The 24,134-nt window shown below is 67.4% G+C and carries 17 protein-coding genes; 13 read left to right on the top strand and 4 right to left on the bottom strand.

The genetic code is table 11. From position 1 onward, the window contains the following. Positions 1–45 precede the first annotated feature (45 nt). The 4 genes from ACU5AX_RS09695 to ACU5AX_RS09680 all read right to left on the bottom strand — a co-directional run bounded on the left by ACU5AX_RS09695 (position 46) and on the right by ACU5AX_RS09680 (position 8,042). The gene (locus ACU5AX_RS09695) at positions 46–1,434 is read right to left on the bottom strand and encodes a sensor histidine kinase (protein WP_446690711.1); all 1,389 of its coding nucleotides are present in this window, start codon (positions 1,432–1,434) and stop codon (positions 46–48) included. Continuing rightward, positions 1,431–2,111: a response regulator transcription factor gene (locus ACU5AX_RS09690; protein ID WP_446690710.1), complete on the bottom strand. Its 681-nt coding sequence runs from the start codon at positions 2,109–2,111 to the stop codon at positions 1,431–1,433. Before ACU5AX_RS09690 ends, ACU5AX_RS09695 begins: the two co-directional genes overlap by 4 nt. Before the next feature lie 128 nt (positions 2,112–2,239). Continuing rightward, complete coding sequence (locus ACU5AX_RS09685) at positions 2,240–4,972, bottom strand: DUF5695 domain-containing protein (RefSeq protein ID WP_446690709.1); 2,733 nt, start codon at positions 4,970–4,972, stop codon at positions 2,240–2,242. Between the two features lie 79 nt (positions 4,973–5,051). Further along, a complete protein-coding gene (locus tag ACU5AX_RS09680) occupies positions 5,052–8,042 on the bottom strand; it encodes a TonB-dependent receptor domain-containing protein (protein WP_446690708.1) in 2,991 nt (996 codons plus the stop codon). Positions 8,043–8,178: 136 nt separating this feature from the next. Here ACU5AX_RS09680 and ACU5AX_RS09675 point away from each other — a divergent pair, with 136 nt between their 5' ends. From ACU5AX_RS09675 to mmsB, 13 genes are all read left to right on the top strand, one after another. Continuing rightward, positions 8,179–10,557, top strand: a complete 2,379-nt coding sequence (locus tag ACU5AX_RS09675; RefSeq protein ID WP_446690707.1) for a beta-L-arabinofuranosidase domain-containing protein — start codon at positions 8,179–8,181, stop codon at positions 10,555–10,557. Beyond that, positions 10,554–11,582, top strand: coding sequence for an Ldh family oxidoreductase (locus tag ACU5AX_RS09670; RefSeq protein ID WP_446690706.1), 1,029 nt, complete (start codon positions 10,554–10,556; stop codon positions 11,580–11,582). The genes ACU5AX_RS09675 and ACU5AX_RS09670 overlap by 4 nt, the downstream gene beginning before the upstream one ends. Continuing rightward, positions 11,579–13,315 carry a DUF885 domain-containing protein gene (locus ACU5AX_RS09665; protein ID WP_446690705.1) on the top strand — a complete coding sequence of 579 codons (1,737 nt, stop codon included), beginning with the start codon at positions 11,579–11,581 and terminating at the stop codon, positions 13,313–13,315. Before ACU5AX_RS09670 ends, ACU5AX_RS09665 begins: the two co-directional genes overlap by 4 nt. After that, positions 13,312–14,859, top strand: a complete 1,548-nt coding sequence (locus ACU5AX_RS09660; protein ID WP_446690704.1) for a family 43 glycosylhydrolase — start codon at positions 13,312–13,314, stop codon at positions 14,857–14,859. Before ACU5AX_RS09665 ends, ACU5AX_RS09660 begins: the two co-directional genes overlap by 4 nt. 41 nt (positions 14,860–14,900) lie before the next feature. Beyond that, positions 14,901–15,824, top strand: a complete 924-nt coding sequence (locus ACU5AX_RS09655; protein WP_446690703.1) for a dihydrodipicolinate synthase family protein — start codon at positions 14,901–14,903, stop codon at positions 15,822–15,824. Then, positions 15,824–16,822 carry a 4-hydroxyproline epimerase gene (locus tag ACU5AX_RS09650; protein WP_446690702.1) on the top strand — a complete coding sequence of 333 codons (999 nt, stop codon included), beginning with the start codon at positions 15,824–15,826 and terminating at the stop codon, positions 16,820–16,822. The genes ACU5AX_RS09655 and ACU5AX_RS09650 overlap by 1 nt, the downstream gene beginning before the upstream one ends. Positions 16,823–16,959: 137 nt before the next feature. Further along, positions 16,960–18,360 carry an amino acid permease gene (locus tag ACU5AX_RS09645; RefSeq protein ID WP_446690701.1) on the top strand — a complete coding sequence of 467 codons (1,401 nt, stop codon included), beginning with the start codon at positions 16,960–16,962 and terminating at the stop codon, positions 18,358–18,360. Between the two features lie 40 nt (positions 18,361–18,400). Further along, positions 18,401–18,832, top strand: a complete 432-nt coding sequence (locus ACU5AX_RS09640) for a hypothetical protein (RefSeq protein WP_446690700.1) — start codon at positions 18,401–18,403, stop codon at positions 18,830–18,832. Between the two features lie 254 nt (positions 18,833–19,086). Continuing rightward, entirely contained in the window at positions 19,087–19,731 is a 645-nt protein-coding gene (locus tag ACU5AX_RS09635; RefSeq protein WP_446690699.1) for a hypothetical protein, read from the top strand. A 193-nt stretch (positions 19,732–19,924) separates the two neighbouring features. Next, complete coding sequence (locus tag ACU5AX_RS09630) at positions 19,925–21,466, top strand: CoA-acylating methylmalonate-semialdehyde dehydrogenase (RefSeq protein WP_446690698.1); 1,542 nt, start codon at positions 19,925–19,927, stop codon at positions 21,464–21,466. A gap of 5 nt (positions 21,467–21,471) precedes the next feature. After that, positions 21,472–21,972, top strand: coding sequence for a hypothetical protein (locus ACU5AX_RS09625; protein WP_446690697.1), 501 nt, complete (start codon positions 21,472–21,474; stop codon positions 21,970–21,972). Beyond that, positions 21,969–23,114, top strand: a complete 1,146-nt coding sequence (locus tag ACU5AX_RS09620; protein WP_446690696.1) for an acyl-CoA dehydrogenase family protein — start codon at positions 21,969–21,971, stop codon at positions 23,112–23,114. Before ACU5AX_RS09625 ends, ACU5AX_RS09620 begins: the two co-directional genes overlap by 4 nt. A 121-nt stretch (positions 23,115–23,235) precedes the next feature. Then, entirely contained in the window at positions 23,236–24,108 is an 873-nt protein-coding gene (gene mmsB, locus ACU5AX_RS09615) for a 3-hydroxyisobutyrate dehydrogenase (RefSeq protein WP_512701447.1), read from the top strand. The last annotated feature ends 26 nt before the right edge of the window (positions 24,109–24,134 follow it).

Here is a 24,134-nt window from a genome sequence, read left to right as displayed (position 1 = left end):
CCACAACGGGGGCGGGCAAAGGGCTAGGAGGGCTGGATGCCGCGATCAGGCGCTGTTCCCGGCACAGGGCAAAGCGAGCGTCACGCTGAGCCCCGGCTCGGCATCTCCCAGGATCAGTGTACCGCGGTGTAGCCGCGCGATCGCGTCGACCAGCGGCAGACCCAGGCCATGTCCCTCGCTATGGCGGCTCGTGTCGAGCCGCCCGAAGCGGCGCAATGCGGTGCCGCGGTCCGCGACGGCGATGCCGGGGCCGCGATCCCGTATGGCGACGCAGGCGATGTCGCCGTTGCGGGCCACGTGCAGCGTGACCGACGTACCCGCCGGCGTATGGCGGAAGGCATTCTCGATCAGGTTGATCAACGCCTGGGCCAGCAATTGCCGGTCACCCTCCACCGGCAGCGCGACGCCTGCGTCGACGCTGAGGCGATGGCCGGTGTCGGTGGCGACCTCCGCCATCGTCTCGCCGATCTCCGCCGCCAGCGCGCCCAGATCGAGCCGGGCGAAGCCAGCGCGGCGCCGGCCTGCCTCGACCTCGCTGATCCGCAACGTTGCAGCGAACATCGCGAGCAGGGCATCGCACTGCTGCAAAGCGTGGTCGAGCTCCGTTCGCCACGCGGGGCTTGGCGCGCGTGCGGCGATCAGCGCGAGCTGGCCGCGCAGCCGGGCAAGCGGCATGCGCAGATCGTGGGCGATGTCGTTGCTGACCCCGGCGACCTCGGCCATCAGCCGCTCGATCCGGTCGAGCATACGATTGAACGTCGCCGCCTCGCGCGCGAAGGCGCCACCGCCCGCCGCGACGGGCAGGCGTGCGCGCAGATCGCCGTCGATAATCGCTTCGGCCGTGTCGCGCACCGCGGCGATCCGGCGGCCGATCAGGAATGCCAGCAACGCGGTGCCGGCCAGTACGACGACGACGATCGCCCCGAAACCCAGCAGATAGTTGCGCAGCCGCAGCGACGCATAATCGTCGAACGGTTCGGTTTCGCCGACGGTGGTCAGCCATAATCCGCCGCCAAGCGGGCGGACCAACGCTCGGCCGGCGGACAGGCCGGTGATCCGGTCATGGCGGCGGACCGTTGAGAACCCCGGCGGCAGCGGCCGTTTCAGCATGATATTGCCGCCGAGGCGATGGCCCGATGCATCGCGCAGCTCGAGCCCGATATCGCCCGTATCGCGCTGGTGGCTGAGCCGATCGATCCGCGCCAGGACCGCGGCGGCGTCGCCGGGGCGAACATCGTCGTCGATCTCGTCGCTGACCGTCGCGATACGCCGATCGACGAGATGCGCAACCGCCGCGCGCGAAGCGGCGAAGGTGGCGTAACCGGTGGTCAGCGTCGTGCCGAGAAACAGCAACAGGAAGATCGTGGTCAGCGCGCGCAGCGACAATGACCGCCACCAACGCGGCCGATAGGTCAGGACGCGCGGCGCCGTCATCCGCGCAGCATATAGCCCAGACCGCGCTTGGTGACGATCGGATCGTCGTCGCCCGCCGCGATCAGCTTCCGGCGCAGCATCCGCACCTGCGCATCGACGATGTTGGTTGCGGGTTCGAAATCATAGCCCCAGACGCGTTCGAGCAGCATCGCCCGGGTCAGGATCGTCCCCGGCTGGCGGGCGAGTTCGGTCAGCAGGCCCAGTTCGAGCTTGGTGAGGTCGAGCGGCTGATCGTTGCGCCAGGCGCGCAATTGCGTCGGGCTGACGGTGATATCGCCGGCACGCAGCGTATCGCCGCCGCTGCCGCCCGCGGTCCAGCCGCGCGCCCTGGCGAGCGCCTTCAGCCGTGCATCCAATTCGATCGCGGGCGTCGGCTTGACGACGTAATCGTCGGCGCCTGCGTCCAGCCCCTCGACCTTCTCGACCGACCGGCCGAGCGCGCTCAGCATCACGACGGGCAGGGTGTTGCCCGCCTCACGCAACCGCTGCAGCACGGATGTGCCCTCCAGCTGCGGCAGCATCCGGTCGAGGATCATCGCGTCGAAGCGGGCTCGCGCCACCGCCTCGAGCGCGGAGATCCCCGTTGGCGCGATGGTCACCGCATGATCGAGCGCGCGCAATTCCGCGGCCAGCGTCTCGGCATAAACCGTATCATCCTCGACCAGCAGCAGGTCCATCGTCGTGTCCGGGCTCCGTGATGGGCCCGATCCTTAGTGTGCGTCCGCTTCGGGCGGAAGTGCCTTGCTGGCCGCGTCATTCCGCGCGATCGGGCAAGGCAGGTCAGATGCGACGGCGCGCCGCAGCGTCACCTGCCTGTGAGATCGACCTCTACCGGAGCGGCTCCGAGCGGGATGGTGTAGCCACCCCGCTCCAGCCGGCCTGTCGATGGCCGGTAGGCCGCACCGGCACCCGTAGTGCGGGTGACGAACAGCCGTGCCGATGTCGTGCCGCGGCGGGCCGGATCGAGCGTCAGCGCGATGCGGCCGCTCGCCGGGGTATAGACCGCCTTCGCGATCTTGCCGGCCTCCAGCTCAATCCATTGTCCGGCCGGCGCGACGAACAGCCGCGAGCGCGCACCGTCCTTTGGTACGATCGATACCGTGCCGCGCTCCTCGCGCACGTCGCCGCCGAAGCCAATCCAGCCGAAGGTCGGATCGTTCGCCAGATAGCTGCCCGCTGCATAGGCATGGCCGAAGAAGCCCATCCCATAGTCGCCGCTATACGGATCCCAGCGCATCATGTCGGGCGCGCTATGGAAGGCGGCGGAGGAAAAGCCGTCCCAATCGATATTGGTGATGCCGCCCATCATCCCGCCATAGGCGACGCGCAACAGGTGCAGGTCCGCCGGATTGGCACGATAGGCGTCGAACAACGGCACGGCATTGAGCGCCGAGCCGTAATGGTGGATCTGCCGCTCGATTCGCGGATATTTGCCGCCGTACAGAAAGTCCCAATACCGGCGGGCATTGCCGTTATAGCCCCAGCTCGGGATCGTCGGATCGTAGCCGAGGATCACCTCGCGCGTGATGTCCGCCTGCGGCTGGAAACCGAAATAGCGCATCCAGGCATAGACCTCCGGCTGACCGGTCGAGTCCCACGCCATTTCGGAACCGAAGGGATATTTCAGGCTGCGCCAATGGTCGGCGCGATGGCGCATCAACCGTTCCATCTCGGTCGCCTGCGCGGTCATCCCCTCGCGCTGGAGATCCTTGAGGATGTCGACGAACACGTCGCCCTCCATCAGGCCAAATTCGGTATAGTAAGGCGCATCCCGCATCATCGCCACGACGGTGAGGTACGCATGGTCCAGGTACCAGCGCCAATCATGCCGCGTGACCAGGTCGGGGTGATTGCGTGCGGTGCGGTAGAGCACCCAATGACCGATCGCGACATGCGGGTAGTTGTAGGCACGGCCGAGGTCGTTGGCGTCCTTCTCCTTCCAGGACGTCCAGCTCTGCCATTGCCGCGGATCGCCGGTATAGAAATGGGGGAATTTGGCGGGGTCGTAGTAGAAGAGACTCTTCTTGACCGCGCCGGCATGCGGGCCGTCGGCGACCTGAAGATTGCCGACGACGGTAGCGTCGATCAGGCGCTCCAACTTGGCGATCTCACCCGCGTCGGGATTGTCGAGCTGTTTCATCACCGCCGCGACCCAGCTGCCGCCGCCGCCCTCGTCGCTCATGCCCGCGATCCAGACGCGCGGTTCGACGTCGACGATCTTCTTCGCCTCATTGTCGTACGTCAGGATCGCCGGGCTACGGCCGAACGGGTCGCCCTCGCCTTCATACCATTGGCGGGTGGTGGCGAAGCGGCCGAGGTCGGCCATCGTCTGATCGAGCGGCTTGGTGACGACATAGCTGACCGTCTGTGCCTGGCCATCGGCATAGGTCAGCGTCAGGCGGGCGCGGCCCCATTGCGCGCCGCGGATCGACAGACGGGTCCAGCCCTTGACGGTGCCGGCAGGCGTCGCGGTGATGGCACCGGCCGGCCAGCTGTCGATCCGCACGATCGGCGTCGGCGCCTTGACGAAGAGGGTCGCATTCGTGTCGGTTGGCACGACATAGCCAGGGATGCCGACGGCGACTGGACGGCCGGCGGCGGCCAATGTGGTTTCGATCGCGCGAATCGTCGGTGCCGGGGTCAGGCGCACGCCGACGGTCGTCGTCTCGCCCGGCGCCAGCGTGCGGGCGGTCGGCGCGTTCCACGGTTCGCCGCCGTTCTTCCACTCGCGCTCCACGTAACCGGCGGAATGGACGGTCCAGTCGTAGAAGCCTTCCGACGTCTGCCCGCGCGGGCTCTTGTCGGCGAAGCTGCTCGCCCCGTCACGCTCATGTGGTCCGAGCAGCGGCACATAGGCTTCGAGCGGTGTGCCGCGTTCCGGGAGAACGAGCAGCGCCGGCCCCTTGCCGTTCAGGCGCGTGACCTGCAGATAGCCGGCGTCCCGGCCGATATAGGGGTCGGTGAAGCTCGCCTGCGCATGGGCCTGATCGAGCGTGCGGTCGGTGATGATGTTGTCGAACACCATCGGCAGCCCGAGCACACCGATCTCCACCGGCGTCGCCGAGACGTTGCGGAGCGTGAAGCGCAGCGCGAGCTGTCCGTGCTCGTCGACCCAGCGGCGCTCGACCGACAGCGGGCTGTCCGTACCCAGGCTCGCGGTGATGTCCGCGGCGGCGATCACGGTCTTGGCGGCGGGCAGGGCGCGGATCGGCCGCCGCGCCGCCGCCGAATCGAGGTCGCGCCATTCGCTGCCCGGCGCCCGCACGCGCAGGTGGATGTCGCCGATATGGTTGTAGCCATCACCGGCACGCTCCGCTTCGCGGCCGGTCGGCACGAAGCTGAACCCCGGTTCCGCGGCCGGCGACAGGCGCGCGAGCGTCTGCGTGTCGCTGCGCAAGGCCAAGCGGAACGGTCCGACCGCAAAGTCGCGGGTCGCGATGGGCGCATATTGCGGCTTGGCGGATTGCTGGGCGTCTGCGGCGATCAACGCGGGCGCGGCAAGCAGGAGAAGGGCGGCGCAGCGTCGGGCGTCGGTCATCACGGGTCCCCAGGAACGGCCCCCGTTCGACGAGAACGGGGGCCACATTGTTACGCGATTTGCCTGATCCGTATACAGTTCAGAATTTGACGGTCGCGCCGGCGAAGATCCGGCGGCCGAGCACGTCGTAGACACCCGGATAGGTATTGCCGTTGCCGAACAGGTTGAGCACGCCCGAAGCGAGCGCCGGCGGGCTCTTGTCGAGCAGATTGTTGGAGCCAAGGCGAAGGGTGAGGTTGCTGTTGACGGCCACCGCCGCGGTCAGATCGAAGTAGCTGTACGGCGCGATACGCTCGTCGATCGGATCAGGCGCGCCGGTCAGATAGCTGTTGCTCGACGTCGTCGACAATTTGGTCTTCTCGATGAACCGCCAGTTGAACGACAGGCTGGCGATCTCGTCCGGCTGCCAGGTCAGGCGCAGATTGTGGCGCCACACCGGGTTGGGCTGGCCACAGGAATAGCCGAACAGGCCCTTGCAGTCATAGGAGTCGCCGCCGGGCAGCGGCTGCGTCGCCTGTTCGAACAGATAGGTGCCGATGAAGTCGAGATTGACCTTGCCGAAACGGCCGACCGGAACGGTGGCATTGGCGGCCAGATCGAGCCCCGACGTCTGCAGGTAGCCGGTGTTGAGCGTCGTCGACACGACATAGCCGGTGCCGAAGATCGATCCGGTCAGCGGATCGCGATGGAACAGTCCACAGAAATAGGGGCTGCCGGTCGAGAAGCACTGGCTGATCGTCGTATTCGGATCGATGCTGCCGATATAGTCCTTCACCTTGATGTGGAAGTAATCGACCGACAGCGACAGATTGCGTCCGCCGCGGGGCGCCAGCACGATGCCGGCGGTGTAGGTATCGGCCTTCTCGGGCTTGAGGCCGCGGTTGCCGCCGAACTGGCCGGTGCATTGGTCGGCGGGGCATTCGATGACGAGACGGTTGTTGTACTGCGCCGCCGTGACGCCGGTCAGCTGGCAGGCGGCGAGCGATGCGGTCGGGCTGGCCCCGGCACACGGATCGGTGGCGTTGACGTTGCCCAGCGACAGGTTGGAGAAGAGCTCGGAGATGTTCGGCGCTCGGATCGCGCGATTGTAGCTGGCCCGCAAGCGCAGCGGCTCGGCGACCTGCCAGCTCAATTCGCCCTTGTAGGTAAAGGCGTTGTAGCCGGAGCGAAAGCCGGTCGAATCCTGCCTGTTCTTGTAGTCGGAATAGCGGAAGCCGCCGTTGACCGTCAACGACCGGAAGAACGGCTTGTCCTGGACCAGCGGCACCTCGATCTCGCCGAAACCTTCGGTCACCGCGATGATGCCGTCCGAATTTTGGGTGCCCGCTTCCAGCGCCTGCGCGTCGCCGGTGAACAGCAAGGTCTCGCGGCGATGCTCGCCGCCCAGCACGATGCCGACACCGTCGCGGGCGAATGGGCTGGTGATGCCGAGCTTGCCGAGATCGCCGGTCACGCTGCCCGAAATGACGTTGAGCCCGTAGCGTCCGCGCGTTGACTTGGGAGCGTAAAGATAATTGGCCGCGGCGGTGGTGATCGCATTCGCCTGGAACACGTTGACCGGAACGCAGGATTTGTCGGTGCCGTCGAGCACCGATTGGCAGACCGCGCCGCCATTGCCGTCCGGCACCGCGAGCAGGGCGCGTTGCGCCTTGGCGACGCTGACGTCGTTCAGATAGGTCTCGTCGTAATGCGCGGCGGAGCGCAGCACGCCGACGTCGTAGCTGAAGCCGCTGCCGAGATCGCCGCGGACGCCGACCATCGAGCGGAAATCCTCATGCTGCAGGCTGTCGCGGCGGGGCAGCGCGCCACTGCCGCTGAGCCGGTAGCCGATCAGCGTGTTCTGCGTCGTCGCGGTGCCGGCGGCGGTGCCGCACAGCGCCTGCGCCTGACTGGCGCTGAGCAGCGGGTTGTTGCAGGTGACGGCGTAGGTCTGGCCGAAATAGAGTGCCGAGGGCGCCACCTGCGAGAAGCTGTTGTCCTTCATGTACATGAAGCTGCCGTAGATCTCGGCCTGCGGCGCGATCTTCAGGTGCAGGAAGCCGCCGGCATTGTAGCGCTCGTCGGAACGCTGGATGTAGTTGGCCGGGGCATAATTATAGGCGTAGATCGAAGAGACGTAGGGGACCCAGGTCTTGCTGCCGTCGATGCTGTTGGTCAGCTTCATGCCGGCGTCGGGACCGGCAAGCGGGGTGAAGGTGCCGTACGGCGTGTTGCTCGAACCGCCGCAGGAAAAGGTCGTGGTCGCGCTGTTGAGAGCGCAGGCGGAGACGTCGCGGGTCGACTGCAGCACCGGATCGGTGTGGCGATAGCCACCGTAGACGGTGATGTTGAGCCGGCCGTCGAGCATCGTCTTGCCGAACGAGGCATTGATGTCCTGCTTGGCACCGTCGAACGTGTGCGGCGGCGCCGTCTGATAGCCACGCGCCGAGACGATCGATCGAACGAAGCTGTTGTCGTTGGTGTGATCAGCGATGCTCGACTGGGCGTCGAGGCGGAAGCCGTCGAGGTGGTCGCGCAGGATGAAGTTGACGACGCCGGAGAGGGCATCCGAGCCGTACACCGCGGATGCGCCGCCGGTCACCACATCGACCCGTTCGACGATCGCCGAGGGGATGAAGTTCACGTCCATCGCCTGCGTCGGCAGCATCCGCTGACCGTTGATCAGCGTCAGGACGCGGTTGGAGCCGAGATTGCGCAGGTTGATGTTGGCCGTGCCGTCCGATCCGTTCGACACGTTCTCGTTCGCGTCTGGCGTGAACTGCGGCAGACGGTTCAGCGCGTTCTCGATGTTGTTGGTGCCTTGCAACGTCAGTTCCTGGGCGCCGACGCTGGTCAGCGGGCTGTTGCTGACGAGATCCGCCCGACGGATGCGGGTGCCGGTGACGATGACGTCGTCCCCGCCCGATTGGGACACGGGAACGTTCGTCGCGATCGTCTGGTCGCCGGGCGCGGCCGTTTCCTGCGACGGTTGGGACGACGTGGTCTGCGCCTGCGCGGCGGCAGTGGTTAGTCCAACCGCCATGGCCATCAGGCAAGCCGACTGAGCAAAGCGGAATGTCGTTTTCTTCATGTCGCCCCCAGAGAAATAAAATTACGTCAGCCTTCCGGAAGTCGACAGATCAATATCATATACTGTATTACGTCAATGGTGGAGTTGTTGACATGACGCCTTTTTTAGAATGTATACGATCTGAAGGAGACTGAATGTGGTGACGATCAGCCGGCGGGCAGCTCTGGCGAGTGGCGCGGCGATGGCGTTCGTGGGTTTTCAGCGCAGGTCGATTGCCGCCATCTCGAATGGTGTGCGCGCGACCGCCTGCCCGCTTCCCCTGTCGGCAGTACGCCTGCGGCCGTCGGACTATCAGCGGGCGGTGGAGGTCAACCGCACCTATCTCCTGCGGCTGCAGCCCGATCGGCTGCTGCACAATTTCCGCAAATATGCAGGGCTGGAGCCGAAGGGCGAGATTTACGGCGGCTGGGAAAGCGACACGATCGCCGGCCATACGCTCGGCCACTATCTGTCGGCGCTGGTGCTTACCTGGCAGCAAACCGGCGATGCTGAGATGCGGCGTCGCGCCGATCACATCGTCAGCGAACTGGCCGCCTGCCAGGCGAAGCGCGGCACCGGCTACGTCGGCGCGCTGGGCCGCAAGCGCAAGGACGGGGCGATCGTCGACGGGGAGGAGATCTTCCCCGAGGTCATGAAGGGCGATATCCGCTCCGGCGGGTTCGACCTCAATGGCAGCTGGTCGCCACTCTATACGGTACACAAGCTGTTTGCCGGCCTGCTCGACGTCCATGCCGCCTGGGGCAATGCGCAGGCGCTGAAGGTCGTCGAGGGGCTTGCCGGCTATTTCGAGCGCGTCTTCGCCGCGCTGACGCCGGAGCAGGTGCAGACGGTGCTGGGCTGCGAATATGGCGGGCTCAACGAAAGCTATGCCGAGCTGTACGACCGCACGCACGACCCGCGCTGGCTGAAGATGGCGAACACGCTGTACGACGATCGCGTGCTTGATCCGCTGGCACGCGGCGAGGACAAGCTCGCCAACTTCCATGCCAATACGCAGGTGCCCAAGCTGATCGGCCTCGCCCGCATCCACGAAGTGTCGGGCGGCGCCCCCGCCAAGGCAAGGGCGGCGCGCTTCTTCTGGGAGGCGGTGACGCGGCACCACAGCTACGTCATCGGCGGCAACGCCGACCGCGAATATTTCAGCGAGCCGGACAGCATCGCGCAGCACATCACCGAACAGACGTGCGAACATTGCAACACCTACAACATGCTCAAGCTGACCCGGCATCTCTGGTCGTGGCAGCCGGACGGCGCTTTGTTCGACTATTACGAGCGCGCGCATCTCAATCACGTGATGAGCGCGCAGGATCCGGCGACGGGCGGCTTCACCTATATGACGCCGCTGATGAGCGGCGCCGGCCGCGACTATTCGACCACCGCGGACGATGCCTTTTGGTGCTGCGTCGGGTCGGGGATGGAGAGCCACGCCAAACACGGCGAGAGCATCTTCGCCGACGGTGACGACGGCACCTTCTACGTCAACCTCTACATTCCGGCGGACGCGCAATGGGCGCGGCGGCGGGCGGCGGTGACGCTCGACACGCGCTATCCGTTCGAGGGGACGTCGACGCTGACCTTCACCAAGGTACGCGGCGGCCGCTTCCCGGTAGCGCTGCGCGTGCCCGGCTGGGCGACGGGCAAGGCGGTGGTAACCGTCAACGACGCGCCGGTGCAGCCGGCGACGGCACGCGGCTATGCCGTGGTGACGCGCGACTGGAAGGCGGGCGACCGCGTCGCGATCACGCTGCCGCTCGACCTGCGGCTCGAATCGACACCCGGCGATGACAGCACGGTCGCCGTGCTGCGTGGGCCGATGGTGCTCGCCGCCGATCTGGGCGCGGCGGACGCCAAATGGGACAAGGCCGATCCCGCTTTGGTTGGTGCCGACCTGGTGGGCGGGTTCGCCGCGCGCGACGCGGCGGCTGGCCGCTATGCGACGCGTGGCGTGGTACGGCCGGGCGATCTCGACTTCGTGCCCTTCTATCGTCAGTATCGACGGCAGAGCGCGGTCTATTTCAAGCGCTTCTCGGACAGCGCCTGGGCCGCGGAAGAGGCCGCCTATACCGCCGAACAGGCGCGGCTGAAGGACATCGCCGCGCGCTCGGTCGACGTCATGCACCTAGGCGAAATGCAGCCGGAGCGCGACCACAAGCTGACCAGCGAATTGTCCTATCCGACCACCTATCGCGGCCGGCAGGGTCGTGATGCAAGGTCGGGCGGTTTCATCGAATTCGACATGAAGACGCGCCCGGGCCCCTTGCTGTTGCAGGCGACCTATTGGGGCGGCGAGCGTGGGCGCGACTTCGACATCCTGGTCGACAATGTGAAAGTCGCGACGCAGCGGCTCGACAACGACCGGCCGGGCAAGTTCTTCGACGTCGATTATCCGCTGCCGGAACCGCTGACTCGCGGCAAGGCGAGCGTCCGTGTGCGGATCGTGCCGCATGACCGGAGCAGCGCAGGGCCGATCTTCGGCGTGCGGCTGTACACGGCCAAGCCGGGGGCGGTCGCTTGAGCGCTGCCGACACGGAGGGGGGCGTCCATCTGACGCTCGACGCGTTGCGCGCACTGGCGCGGGCGAAGCTGGCGGCGGTCGGCCTTGCGCTCGATCATGCCGCGGCGGTGGCGGAGACGATGGTGGCGGGCGAGCGCGACGGCTGCGCCAGCCATGGCATCTATCGCCTGCTGGTCGCGGCCAACAGCATCGCCAAGGGCGTGGTGGTGCCCGATGCGGTGCCGGTGGTGAGCGAGCCCGCGCGGGCGCTGGTGCGGGTGGACGGCGGTGGCGGCTTCGCGCAGCTGGCGTTCGAGCGCGGGCGGCCGCTGCTGGTCGACAAGGCCAGGGCGTTCGGCATCGCAGCGCTGGCGCTCAACCATGTCGTGCATTTCGCGGCCTTGTGGCCCGAGGTGGAAGCGCTGGCGAGCGAGGGGCTGGTCGCGCTCGCCTTTACCCCCAGCCATGCCTGGGTCGCCCCGGCGGGGGGCACGAAGCCGGTGTTCGGCACCAACCCGATCGCCTTCGGCTGGCCGCGGCCGGGGCGCGACCCGTTCGTGTTCGACTTCGCGACCAGCGCGGTGGCGCGCGGCGAGATCGAGCTGCACCGGCGCGCCGGCAAGCCGGTGCCCGACGACTGGGGGTATGACGCGGACGGCCAGCCGACGACAGAGGCGGAGAAGATGCTCGCCGGCGCGATGCGCACCTTTGGCGGGCACAAGGGATCGGCGCTGGCGGCGATGGTCGAGCTGGTCGCGGGGCCGCTGATCGGCGACATGACCAGCGCGGACTCGATCGCCGCGGACGGCGGGCGTGGCGGATCGCCGATCGGCGGCGAACTGGTGATCGCGGTCGATCCTGCCGGCTTCCTGGGCGAGGCGGTGGCCGAGCATCTCGCGCGCGCCGAGGCGATGTTCGCGAGCATCGAGGGGCAGGGCGCGCGCCTGCCGTCGAGCCGGCGCTACGCCGCGCGGGCGCGCAGCCTGGCGGAGGGGGTGACGATCCCGCAGGCGCTCTACGACGACATCATGAGGATCGGCGCATGAGCCTGATTGTGGCCGCCCTGTTGCTGGCGGCGCCGGCGGCGGTGCCGGGGAGCGCGGATGCGCGCCTCAAGGCGCTGTATACGCAGGAATACGACTGGCGGAAGACGATGCTCGCCGCTGGCGACGCCAACCCCGGCGGCGAGGCGCGGCATCTGCCCGACGTCGGGCCGCAGGCGCAGGCGGAGAAGCTGGCGCGCTGGACTCGCACCGCGGCGGTGCTCGCGGCGATCCGGCCCGGCGACCTGTCCCCTGCGGAGCGCACCAATTACCTCGTCTACAAGAGGCAGATCGACGCGCTGCTCGCCGAGCAGCGGTTTCGCGAATATGAGAAGCCGCTCAATTCGGACACCAGCTTCTGGGGCGATGTCGCCGAGGCGTCGCGCGGCAGCTTCGTGCGCGAACAGGATTATCGCGACTATCTGGCGATGCTGCGCGAGATGCCGCGTTATTTCGACCAGCAGATCGCCAACATGCGCGCCGGGCTGAAGCGTGGCTTCACGCCGGCGCAGGTGACGCTGAAGGGCCGCGACATCGGCGTCGCGCAGGTTGTCGAGGCGCGCAGCCCCGAAGAGTCGCTGTTCTACGCCCCCTTCCAGAAATTCCCCGCTACCATTCCGGCGGCGACGCAAAGCATGCTGAAGGCGCAAGCCGCGGCGGCGATCCGCGAAGCGGTGGTGCCGGCGCACGCGCGGCTGCTCGCCTTCCTGCGCACCGAATACATTCCGGGTGCACGCAAGACGCTCGCCGCCTACGACCTGCCCGACGGCAAGGCCTATTACCGGTCCAAGGTCGCGGAATTCACCACGCTCGACCAGTCGCCGGAGGACATTCACCGCATCGGCCTCGCCGAGATGGCGCGTATCCGCGCGCGGATGCAGGGGGTGATGGCGCAGGTCGGCTTCAAGGGCGACCTGCCCGCCTTCCTCGCCTTCCTGCGCAGCGATCCGCGCTTCTATGCCAAGACGCCGCAGGATCTGCTCGATCGCGCCGCCTGGATCGCCAAGACGTTCGACGGCAAGGCGAGCCAATATTTCGGCCGGCTGCCGCGCGCGCGCTTCGCGATAAAGCCTGTGCCGGCGGACCTTGCGCCCTTCTACACCGGCGGGCGCGGCGGGCCGGGCATCTATCTGGTCAACACCTACAATCTGCCGGCGCGGCCGCTCTATTCGCTACCCGCACTGACGCTGCACGAAAGCGCGCCGGGCCATGCCTTCCAGATGCCGCTGGCGGCGGAGAACAATGACCTGCCGGCGTTCCGGCGCGACGGCTATCTGTCGGTCTATGGCGAGGGCTGGGCGCTCTATTGCGAGGCGTTGGGCGAGGAGATGGGGATGTACGACACGCCCTATGACCTATTCGGCATGCTCAGCTACCAGGCGTGGCGTGCGTCGCGGCTGGTCGTCGATACCGGCATCCACGCCAAGGGCTGGAGCCGCGAACAGGCGCAGCGATACCTGCACGACAATACCGCGCTTGCCGACCACGAGATCGAGACGGAGGTCGATCGCTACATCGCCTGGCCGGGTCAGGCGCTGAGCTATTATACCGGCGAACTCGCGATCCAGGCCGCGCGAGCGCGGGCGGAGGCGGCGCTGGGGACGAAGTTCAACGTACGCGCCTTTCACGACGCGATCCTGTCGCTCGGCTCGGTGCCGGTGTCGGTGATCGACGCACGCACCGACCAGCTGATCCGGGACGGCGGCAAGGGGCCGTATCCGGACGAGGAACGGTGAGGCGGTTGCTCGCGCTGGCGGGGCTCGCCACGATGGGTCAGGCCGCACCGGAGACGGTCACGCGGCCGGGCAATCCGATCCTGGCGGACGGCCGCTACTATTCGACCGACCCGGCGCCGATCGTCGTCGGCGACACGCTCTACATTCTCGCCGGGCGCGACGAGGCGCCGGATGGCGTCAACGACTTCATCATGAACGAATGGCAATTGCTGTCGACCAAGGATCCAGCGTCGGGCCGCTGGCAGCATTATCCCGCCGTCGCCCGGCCTGAGGCGGTGTTCGCCTGGGCGGAGAAGGGGCGCGCCTATGCCGGCCAGATCGTGCGCGGGCCAGATGGCCGCTTCTACCTCTACGCCCCGGTGATGCAGCGCGTGTCGGACGCGGACGACAAGTTCGCGATCGGCGTCGCGGTAGCGGACGACGTGCGCGGCCCGTGGCGGGACGCGCATCCCGCGGGGCCGATCATCTCGCAGACCGTGCCGGTCGCCAATCGCATTCAGAACATCGACCCGACCGTGTTGGTCGAGGGGCGCAAGGTGACGATCATCTGGGGCACGTTCGGCCAGCTACGCGGCATGAGGCTGGCGCCCGACATGGTGACGCCGGCGGGGCCGGAGATGACGCTGACCGGCGCCACCGGCTTCTTCGAGGCGCCGTGGCTGATGGAGCGGCGCGGCACCTATTATCTGATCTACGCCGCCAACACCGCCGGGCCGGACAGCCCGTGCACGCCGGCGGTCTATTATGCGTGCCAGGCCTATGCCTCCGCGCCGTCGCCGCTGGGGCCGTGGACCTATCGTGGCGTTATCCTGCCGCCGGTGTCCTCGACCACGTCGCATGCGGGCGCGGCGGAGTTCAAAGGCCAATGGTATCTCGCCTATCACACGGCGGATGCGGTCGGCGGCGGCCATTTCCGCCGCTCCGTAGCGATCGATCGGATGGCGTGGGACGACAGCGTCACCCCGGCCGCGATCCGCCCGGTGGTGCCGACCCGCGCGCCCCAGCCGGTACGGCCGAGCCGCAACGTCGCGCCCGCCGCCGTGGCTTCCGCATCGAACCAGCCGGTGCCGGTGCAATTCTGGCTGGGCGCGCTCAACGACGGCAAGGTACGCGCTGCGCCGTTGCCCCCCGACATGTGGGGCACATGGCGCGGCGCCGATACGCCGAGGCAGGCGTGGATCGCGTATCGCTGGCCAGCGCCGGTGACGCTGAATGCCAGCCGCATCCGCTTCTTCGCCGACCATCCCGCCGGCGCGACGGAGGGGGTCGCACCACCAGCGGCGTGGCGGTTGGATTATTGGCGCGACGGTGGCTGGCAAACGGTACCCGGCCTGCGGCATGAAGCGGCGGAGCGCGACGGGTTCGAAACCGTCACCTTCCCGACGATCACCACCCGCTGCCTGCGTGCCGTGTTCGATGCCTCATACGATGCGAAGGGCAGCGCCGCCGTCGCGGTCGAAGAATGGGAGGCGTTGACGCCGACGATGCATGTCGTGACGCCCGTTCCGTCACCGGTGTCAGTGCCCCCTTGTGCAGCGCGATAAACAAACGTATACGATTTGGCGTAATTGGAAGGAATGCTGACATGACGGTGGCCTGGAAGGGCGTGTTTCCTGCGGTGACCACGCAGATTCGCGAAGACATGACGATCGACCTCGCCGATACGCAGCGCGTCGTCGACGACCTGATCCGCGATGGCGTCACCGGCGTGATCGCGCTTGGCACGGTCGGCGAGAACAACTCGCTCGATTACGACGAGAAGGTTACCGTGCTGTCGGCGATCGTCGAGGCGGTCGGCGGCCGCGTGCCCGTCGTCACCGGCGTGTCGGAATATGACACGCGCCGCGCGGTGCGCTATGCGCAGGCGGCCGAGAAGGCGGGCGCCGACGGCCTGATGCTGCTGCCGCCGATGGTCTATGTGCCCAAGGCGCACGAGCTGGTGAACCATTTCAAGGGCGTCGCCGAGCAGACCGGCCTGCCGATCATGCTCTACAACAACCCGCCGGCGTACCGGACAGTGATCGACCAGGAGGTGCTCGCCGCGCTGGTCGACGTGAAGAACATCGTCGCGGTCAAGGAAAGCGCGCCGGACACCCGCCGCTTCACCGACTTCCGCAATGCCTTCGGCGACCGCTACGTGCTGTTCGCCGGGCTGGACGACGTCGCGCTCGAGGGCCTGTACCTCGGCGCGCAGGGTTGGGTGTCGGGCCTGACCAACGCCTTTCCGAAGGAGTCGGTCGAGCTGGTCCGCGCGTTCGAGCGTGGCGACCATGCCAAGGCGATGGAAATCTATCGCTGGTTCATGCCGCTCCTCCACCTCGACGCCGAGCATGACCTGGTCCAGTCGATCAAGCTCGCCGAGCAGGTGATGGGCCGCGGTTCGGAGCGCGTGCTGCCGCCGCGCTACGTGCTGGAGGGCGCACGCCGCGCCGAGGTGATCGCGATGGTCGAGAAGGCGGCGGCGACGCGGCCGACGCTCGGCACCACCGAGGACCTGATCGCCGCCTGATGCGCCACACCTTCTTCTGCATCGACGGCCACACCGCCGGTAACCCCGTCCGCCTGGTGGCGGGCGGGGCGCCGCTGCTCAAGGGCGCGTCGATGTCGGAGCGGCGGCAGGATTTCCTTAGCCGCTTCGACTGGATCCGCACCGGGCTCTGTTTCGAACCGCGCGGGCACGACATGATGTCGGGCGGCTTCCTCTATCCGCCGACGACGCCCGACGCCGATATCGGCATCCTGTTCATTGAGACCAGCGGCTGCCTGCCGATGTGCGGCCACGGTACGATCGGCATGGTAACCTTCGGGCTGGAGCACGGGCTGATCCAGCCCGCGACGCCGGGGCGCTTGAAGGTCGAGGTGCCGGCGGGCGTCATCGACATCGCTTATGAGGTCGATGGGCCCAAGGTGACCGCGGTGCGCATCACCAACGTCCCCGCCTATGTCGCGGCGAAGGGCGTCGAGGTCGATGTCGAGGGCATCGGGCCGCTCAGCATCGACGTGTCCTATGGCGGCAATTATTACGCGATCATCGAGCCGCAGGGGCAATATACTGGGCTCGACGCGATGGGCGCGAGCCGGCTGGTCGAACTGTCCGGCCGTATCCGCGAGGCGGTGCGCGCCAAGTGCGAGCCGGTGCATCCGCTCGACCCGACGATCCGCGGCGTCAGCCATATTCTATGGGCGGACAAGCCGCGCGCCAACGACGCCGACGGGCGCAATGCGGTCTTCTACGGCGACAAGGCGATCGACCGCAGCCCTTGCGGCACCGGCACCTCGGCACGGTTGGCGCATCTCGCCGACCGCGGCACGCTGAAGGTCGGTGACCGCTTCGTCCACGAAAGCTATATCGGCAGCCGGTTCATCGGCCGGGTTGAGGCGGAAACGACCCTCGGCGGTGTGCGGGGGATCGTGCCGTCAATCGAGGGATCGGCGGTCACGACCGGCTTCAACACGATATGGATCGACCGCGCGGATACTTTCTGGGAGGGGTTCCAGGTGAAGTGAGCCAGGCAACGCCTCACCGCAAAGAAAGGGGTGGCAGTCCGCAGGGCTGACGGAGAGGGGCATTCACGCCCCTCTACCATCCTGCGTATGGTCCCCTCCCGGCGTGCGGGGAGGCGTTGCGGAATGAGGGAGGGCGAATGTTCGGACCGAGGAAGAGCCTCGACGCGGTGACGCAGCACGAAGCCGGCAAGGCGCTGGCCAAGACGCTGTCCTGGCCGCATCTGATCGCGCTTGGGGTCGGCGCGATTGTCGGCACCGGCATCTACACGCTGACCGGCGTCGGGGCGGAGCGCGCCGGGCCGGCGGTGATCCTGGCCTTTGCGATCGCCGGCGCGGTCTGCGCCTGTGCCGCGCTGGCCTATGCTGAGCTCGCCACGATGATCCCGGCGGCGGGCAGCGCCTATACCTTCAGCTACGCCGCACTGGGCGAAACCATCGCCTGGGTGGTCGGCTGGAGCCTGATCCTCGAATATTCGCTCGCCTGCTCGACCGTCGCCGTCGGCTGGTCGGGGTATCTGGTCGGCTGGATCCAGTCGGCGGGAATCCATCTGCCGCATGTGTTGCTGACCGGGCCACATGACGGCGGCGTCGTCAACCTGCCGGCGGTGCTGGTCGCGCTGGCGGTGATGGGCATGCTGGTCGCCGGCACGCGCGAGAGCGCGACGCTCAACATCGTCCTCGTCATCATCAAGCTGGTGGCGCTCGGCATCTTTATCGCCTTCGCGCTGCCGGCGTTCAACGCCGACAATCTGCACCCGTTCATGCCCTATGGCTTCGCGTCGGTGGAGAATGGCGGCGAAAAGCGCGGCGTGATGGCGGCGGCGGCGATCGTCTTCTTCGCCTTCTACGGCTTCGACGCAGTCGCGACCTCCGCCGAGGAAGCGAAGCGGCCGGGGCGCGACCTGACGATCGGCATCGTCGGGTCGATGCTGGTCTGCACGTTGATCTACATGGCGGTCGCGGTCGCCGCGATCGGCGCGCTGCCGTTCCAGCAACTCGCCAATTCGTCCGAGCCGCTCGCTTTGGTGCTGCGCAGCCTGGGCCAGCCCGCCGCCGGCCATCTGATCGCGCTCGCCGCGGTGATCGCGCTGCCGTCGGTGATCCTGGTGATGATGTACGGCCAGAGCCGCATCTTCTTCGTCATGGCGCGCGACGGCCTGCTGCCACGCGCCCTTGCCACGGTCAGCCAGCGCACCGGTGCGCCGACGCGGATCACCGTGCTGACCGGCGTGTCGATCGCGCTGGTCGCCGGCATCTTCCGCCTCGACGAGATCGCCGAACTTGCCAATGCCGGTACCTTGCTCGCCTTCATTGCGGTCGGCGCCTGTCTGATGGTGCTGCGCAAGACCGCACCCGACCAGCCGCGGCTGTTCCGCTGCCCGGCACCCTATCTGGTCGGCACGTTGGCGATCCTTGGCTGCCTCTATCTGCTGACTAGCCTGCCGTCGGCGACGCTGGTGCGCTTCGTCATCTGGAATTTCGCCGGACTGGTGTTCTATTTCGCCTATGGCCGACGACGGAGCCTGGCCGCCGCCTGATGCGTTGGCACCGCCTGGATCTGTCTGTTCAGGTGTGTCGATGCGTTGGATGCTCGCCCTTCCCCTCGTTGCGGTCGCGATGCCGGCCGGCGCTATCGACCGGACACCCGCCGATGCGCGGGCGGTGGTGCAGCGTTATTATGCGGCGATCGATCGCGGGGCGTATCTTAGCGCCTATGCGCTGTGGGATCGGGGCGGGCAGGCAAGCGGGCAAAGCTATGCCACCTTCGTCCGCGGCTTCGCCCGCACCGCCCATAGCCGGGTGGTCGCGGGCCCGCCCTTCGACCAGGAGGGCGCGGCCGGCTCGTCGTACATCACGGTGCCGGTGCGTGTGTATGCGACGCTGAAGTCGGGTGCGGCGCAGCGCTTCGTCGGCAGCTACACGCTCCGCCGAGTCAACGACGTGCCGGGTTCGACTGCGTCACAGCGTAACTGGCACCTGGCCTCGGCAACGCTGAGGCCGGCGCGGTAAGCCATACGGCGTGTCATTCCAGCGAAAGCTGGCTTCTCCGATCGTATCTGGGTGGTTCCGCAACTGGGCGTCAGCAGTCACGACGGCCCCGGTGGACGTTCGCGCCGGCTGCGTTTTCGCCAAGCTTCACTCCTTCAAGTTCCTCCCCGCCCTAGAATGACCCCGTGGGGTCAGGCTTTCGCGTCAGCGCTTTGATTCACGGTGGCGCGGTCGCAATTTGGGGAAATTAGATGTTTCGTATGCATATCCGGATCGTGTCCGGTCTGCTCGCGCTCGGTGCCGTCTCTGCGGCGTCGCCGGCGTTGGCACGCGGCGAGCCGGCGAAGATTGCCGTCGGCGTGACCGCCGGCACACTTGGCGTCGGCCCGGAAGCCAGTTTCGCGCTCAGCCCGGCGTTCGTTGTGCGCGGCAACGCCACCTTCTTCACTCTGTCGCATGACTTCGACTCGGACTACGTTCATTACGACGGCAAGGCGAAATTCGGCTCCGCTGGGCTGATGCTCGACTATCACGTTGCCGGCAGCGGCTTCTTCCTGTCGGCCGGGGCCCGTCTCAACAAAAACAAGGCGCGCGCCACGGCCACGCCGACCGACGCGGTCACCATCGGCGACGGCGAATATACGCCGGCGCAAGTCGGTACGCTCAAGGCGCGCGCCGATTTCACGCCCATCGCGCCGGTGGCGTCGCTCGGCTATTCGGGACACCTGACCAAGGGGTTCAAGATCGGCATCGAAGCCGGAGCGATGCTTCAGGGCTCGGCGCGGGTCGAGCCGATCAGCTATACCGGCACGTTGATCGATCCCCAGGATTTGGAAGACGAGCGCAAGAGTCTTCGGGACGATCTTCATAAGTACAAAGTCTTTCCAATCCTCCAGCTGTCGGCGGCCTATCACTTCTGAATTCTGCCTGGGCCCTCCTCGCTCGCGCGGGGAGGGCCTTTCCGATCCGTCCAGCCGACCCACTACCGCGACCCACGCGTCGTCCAAGCCCGGCGCAACAATCGATCGCCCCGCCGTTATCCTCTTGCGCGCCGCCGCCCAGCCTGCGAACGGACAGGCAAGAGCTGCGACAGAGCGGCAAGGAGGATAGAGGATGCGTACCATCGATCATCTGATCGTCGGGGCAGGTGCGGGCGGAGCGAGCGGCTCCGCGGCCCGCAGCGGCGATGTGTTCGACCCCAATACCGGCCAGGTTCAGGCGCGCGTCACGCTCGGCACGCAGGCCGATCTCGACCGTGCGATCGCCGCCGCGCAGTCCGCGCAGCCGGGCTGGGCGGCGACCAATCCGCAGCGGCGCGCGCGTGTCATGTTCCGCTTCAAGGAACTGGTCGAACGCGAGATGGACAGCCTCGCGCATCTGCTGTCCTCCGAACACGGCAAGGTGATCGCCGACGCCAAGGGCGACATCCAGCGCGGGCTGGAGGTGATCGAATTCGCCTGCGGCATCCCGCACGTGCTGAAGGGCGAATACACGCAGGGCGCCGGTCCGGGCATCGACGTCTATTCGATGCGTCAGCCGCTCGGCATCGGCGCGGGCATCACCCCGTTCAACTTCCCGGCGATGATCCCGATGTGGATGTTCGGCGTCGCCATCGCCTGCGGCAATGCCTTCATCCTCAAGCCGTCGGAGCGCGATCCGAGCGTGCCGGTGCGCCTCGCCGAACTGATGCTGGAGGCCGGCGCGCCGGAGGGTATCCTGCAGGTCGTCCATGGCGACAAGGAGATGGTCGACGCGATCCTGGATCACCCGGCGATCAGCGCGGTCAGCTTCGTCGGTTCGTCCGACATCGCCCATTATGTCTATCGCCGCGGCGTCGACGCGGGCAAGCGCGTCCAGGCGATGGGCGGCGCCAAGAACCACGGCATCGTCATGCCCGACGCCGACCTCGACCAGGTGGTCGCCGACCTCGCCGGCGCGGCGTTCGGGTCGGCTGGCGAGCGCTGCATGGCGCTGCCGGTGGTGGTGCCGGTCGGCGAGCAGACCGCCGATCGCCTGCGCGACAAACTGGTGCCCGCGATCCGGGCCTTACGCGTCGGCGTGTCGACCGATGCGGAGGCGCATTACGGCCCAGTGGTCAACGCCGCGCACAAGCAGCGCGTCGAGAACTGGATCGGCACCGCGGTCGACGAGGGCGCGGAACTGGTCGTCGACGGCCGCGGCTTCACGTTGCAGGGGTATGAGCAGGGCTTCTTCGTCGGCCCTACCCTGCTCGATCGCGTCACGCCGCAGATGCAATCCTATCAGGAAGAGATCTTCGGCCCGGTCTTGCAGATCGTCCGCGCGCCCGATTTCGAAACGGCGGTGCGCCTGCCGAGCGAGCACCAATATGGCAACGGCGTCGCGATCTTCACGCGCAACGGCCATGCCGCGCGCGAGTTCGCCGCGCGCGTCAATGTCGGCATGGTCGGCATCAACGTGCCGATCCCGGTGCCGGTCGCCTATCACACCTTCGGCGGCTGGAAGCGCAGCGCGTTCGGCGACGTCAACCAGCACGGCACCGAAGGCGTGCGCTTCTGGACCAAGGTCAAGACGGTGACGCAGCGCTGGCCCGACGGTTCCGCCCTGCCCGGTGGCAGCGAGGATGGCGGCCCGAGCCGCATCCAGGACGCCTTCGTCATCCCGACGATGGGGTAACGATCATGCGCAGTCTTGTCCTCGCCGCCCTCGCACTGCCGCTCGCCGCCTGTGGTGGCGGCGGCAAGGAGAGCGCCGGCAACAACAGCCAGCAGGCCGCGACGATCCAGGAGCAGGTGCCCGCCAATCTGACCGACGATCCGCAGAACATGATGGTGCCGATCATGCCGCCGTCGCCCAGCCCGATCGCCGCGATCCCCGCCGCCTTCCAGGGGCGCTGGGGCATGGTCGCCAACGATTGCGACCCGACACGCGCGGACAACAAGGGGCTGCTGACGATCGCCGGCAACCATTTGTCCTTTTACGAATCGCGCGGCGATGCCGCCAGGATCCGTACGACCGGGCGCAATCGCATTGCCTTCGACCTGCCGATGAGCGGCGAGGGCATGACCTGGTCCGAACCGACCGTGCTGACGCTGGAAGGCGACGGTCGCACGCTGATCCGCGAAACCACCGGCCCGGCCGACCGCGCCGGCTCCAACCGCTACCAGAAGTGCCCGGCATGACGAACCAATTCGACCTCACCGACGATCAGCGCGAGATTCAGGAACTCGCGCGCCGCTTCACCGCCGACCGGATCACGCCGTTCGCGGGCGAGTGGGACGAGAAGCACCATTATCCCGTCGACGTGTGGAAGGCGGCGGGCGAGCTCGGCTTCGGCGCGATCTACGTCAGCGAAGACTCGGGCGGCATCGCCCTCGGCCGGCTCGAGGCGGCGCTGGTGATGGAGGCGATGGCCTATGGCTGTCCGGCCACCAGCGCGTTCATCTCGATCCACAATATGGCGGCATGGATGATCGACCGCTTCGGTTCGGCGGACCTCAAGCAACGCTACCTGCCCGGCCTCGTCACGATGGAGACGATCGGCAGCTATTGCCTGACGGAGCCCGGATCCGGCTCCGACGCGGCTGCGCTGAAGACGACCGCGCGACGCGATGGCGACCATTTTGTCGTGAACGGGACGAAGCAGTTCATCTCAGGGGCCGGCTACAACGACGTCTATGTCTGCATGGTGCGGACCGGGGAGGAGAAAAGCCGCGGGATCAGCGCGATCGTCGTCGAGAAGGGCACGCCCGGCCTGTCGTTCGGCGCACCCGAGAAGAAGCTCGGCTGGAACGCCAGCCCGACCGCGCAGGTGATCTTCGAGGATTGCCGCGTACCCGTCGCTAATCTGCTCGGCGGCGAGGGCGAGGGCTTCCGCATCGCGATGGCAGGGCTGGACGGCGGGCGGCTCAACATCGGCGCCTGCTCGCTGGGCGGAGCGCAGCGCTGCCTCGACGAGTCGATCCGCTACACCCGCGAACGCCAGCAGTTCGGCCAGCCGATCGCCGACTTCCAGAACACCCAGTTCATGCTCGCCGACATGGCGACCGATCTGGAGGCGGCGCGCGCCCTGCTCTATCTGGCGGCGGCGAAGGTCGGCGCGGATGCGCCCGACAAGTCGCGCTTTTCCGCGATGGCGAAGCGACTGGCGACGGACAACGGCTCGGCGATCGTCGATCGCGCGCTGCAGTTGCACGGCGGCTACGGCTATCTGAAGGATTATCCGATCGAGCGTTTCTGGCGCGACTTGCGCGTCCATTCGATCCTCGAGGGGACGAACCAGGTGATGCGGATGATCGTCGGGCGCGACCTGACGCGGCAGTAAGCCCGACGCCGCGCCCCCTCTGCGCGTCATTGCGAGCGCAGCGAAGCAATCCAGGGCGGCGTGCGGTACGCTGGATTGCTTCGCTGCGCTCGCAACGACGAAAACGACAGAGGATACTGACATGGCACGGGTCGCGTTCATCGGGCTGGGCAATATGGGCGGCGGCATGGCCGCCAATCTGGCGAAGAAGGGGCATGACGTACGCGCCTTCGACCTCAGCGCCGAGGCGCTGGACAAGGCGAAGGCGGCAGGCTGCCTGCCCGTCGACAGTGCCGCCGCTGCGGTCGAGGGCGCGGAGGCGGTCGTCACCATGCTGCCCGCCGGCGCCCATGTCGAAAGCGTCTATGCCGATGCGGTGTTCGGCCGCGCCGCGCCGTCGGCGATCCTGATCGATTGTTCGACGATCGACGTCGCGACCGCGCGGCGGCTGGCCGAGCAGGCACGCGCGCACGGTTTGGCGGCGGTGGACGCGCCCGTGTCCGGTGGCATCGCGGCCGCGGCGGCGGGGACATTGACCTTCATGGTCGGCGGCAGTGCGGAAGGCTTCGAGCGGGCGCAGCCGTTCCTCGCCAACATGGGCAAGACGGTGATCCACGCCGGCGCCAGCGGTGCGGGCCAGGCCGCGAAGATGTGCAACAACATGCTGCTCGGCGCGACGATGGTCGCGACCTGCGAAGCGTTCAAACTCGCCGAGCGGCTCGGACTCGACCTGCAGACCTTCTACGACATTTCGTCGGTCAGCTCGGGGCAGAGCTGGTCGATGACCACCTATTGCCCGGTGCCTGGAGTCGGGCCGGAGACGCCGGCGGATCGCGACTATCAGGGCGGCTTCGCCGCGGCGCTGATGCTCAAGGATTTGCGCCTGGCGATGCAGGCGGCCGGCGACACCGGTGCCGCGACGCCAATGGGCGCGCGGGCGGCGGAATTGTACGAGGCGTTCGTCGCCGACGGGCAGGGCGGCACCGACTTTTCGGGCATCATCAAGACACTGTGATTCCGGTCGTCGACCCGGCTTGCGCC

It is taken from the genome of Sphingomonas benefaciens, from assembly GCF_052907485.1.
Note: the sequence above shows the minus strand (reverse complement) of the source record. Positions and strands in the feature narration are given on the sequence as shown.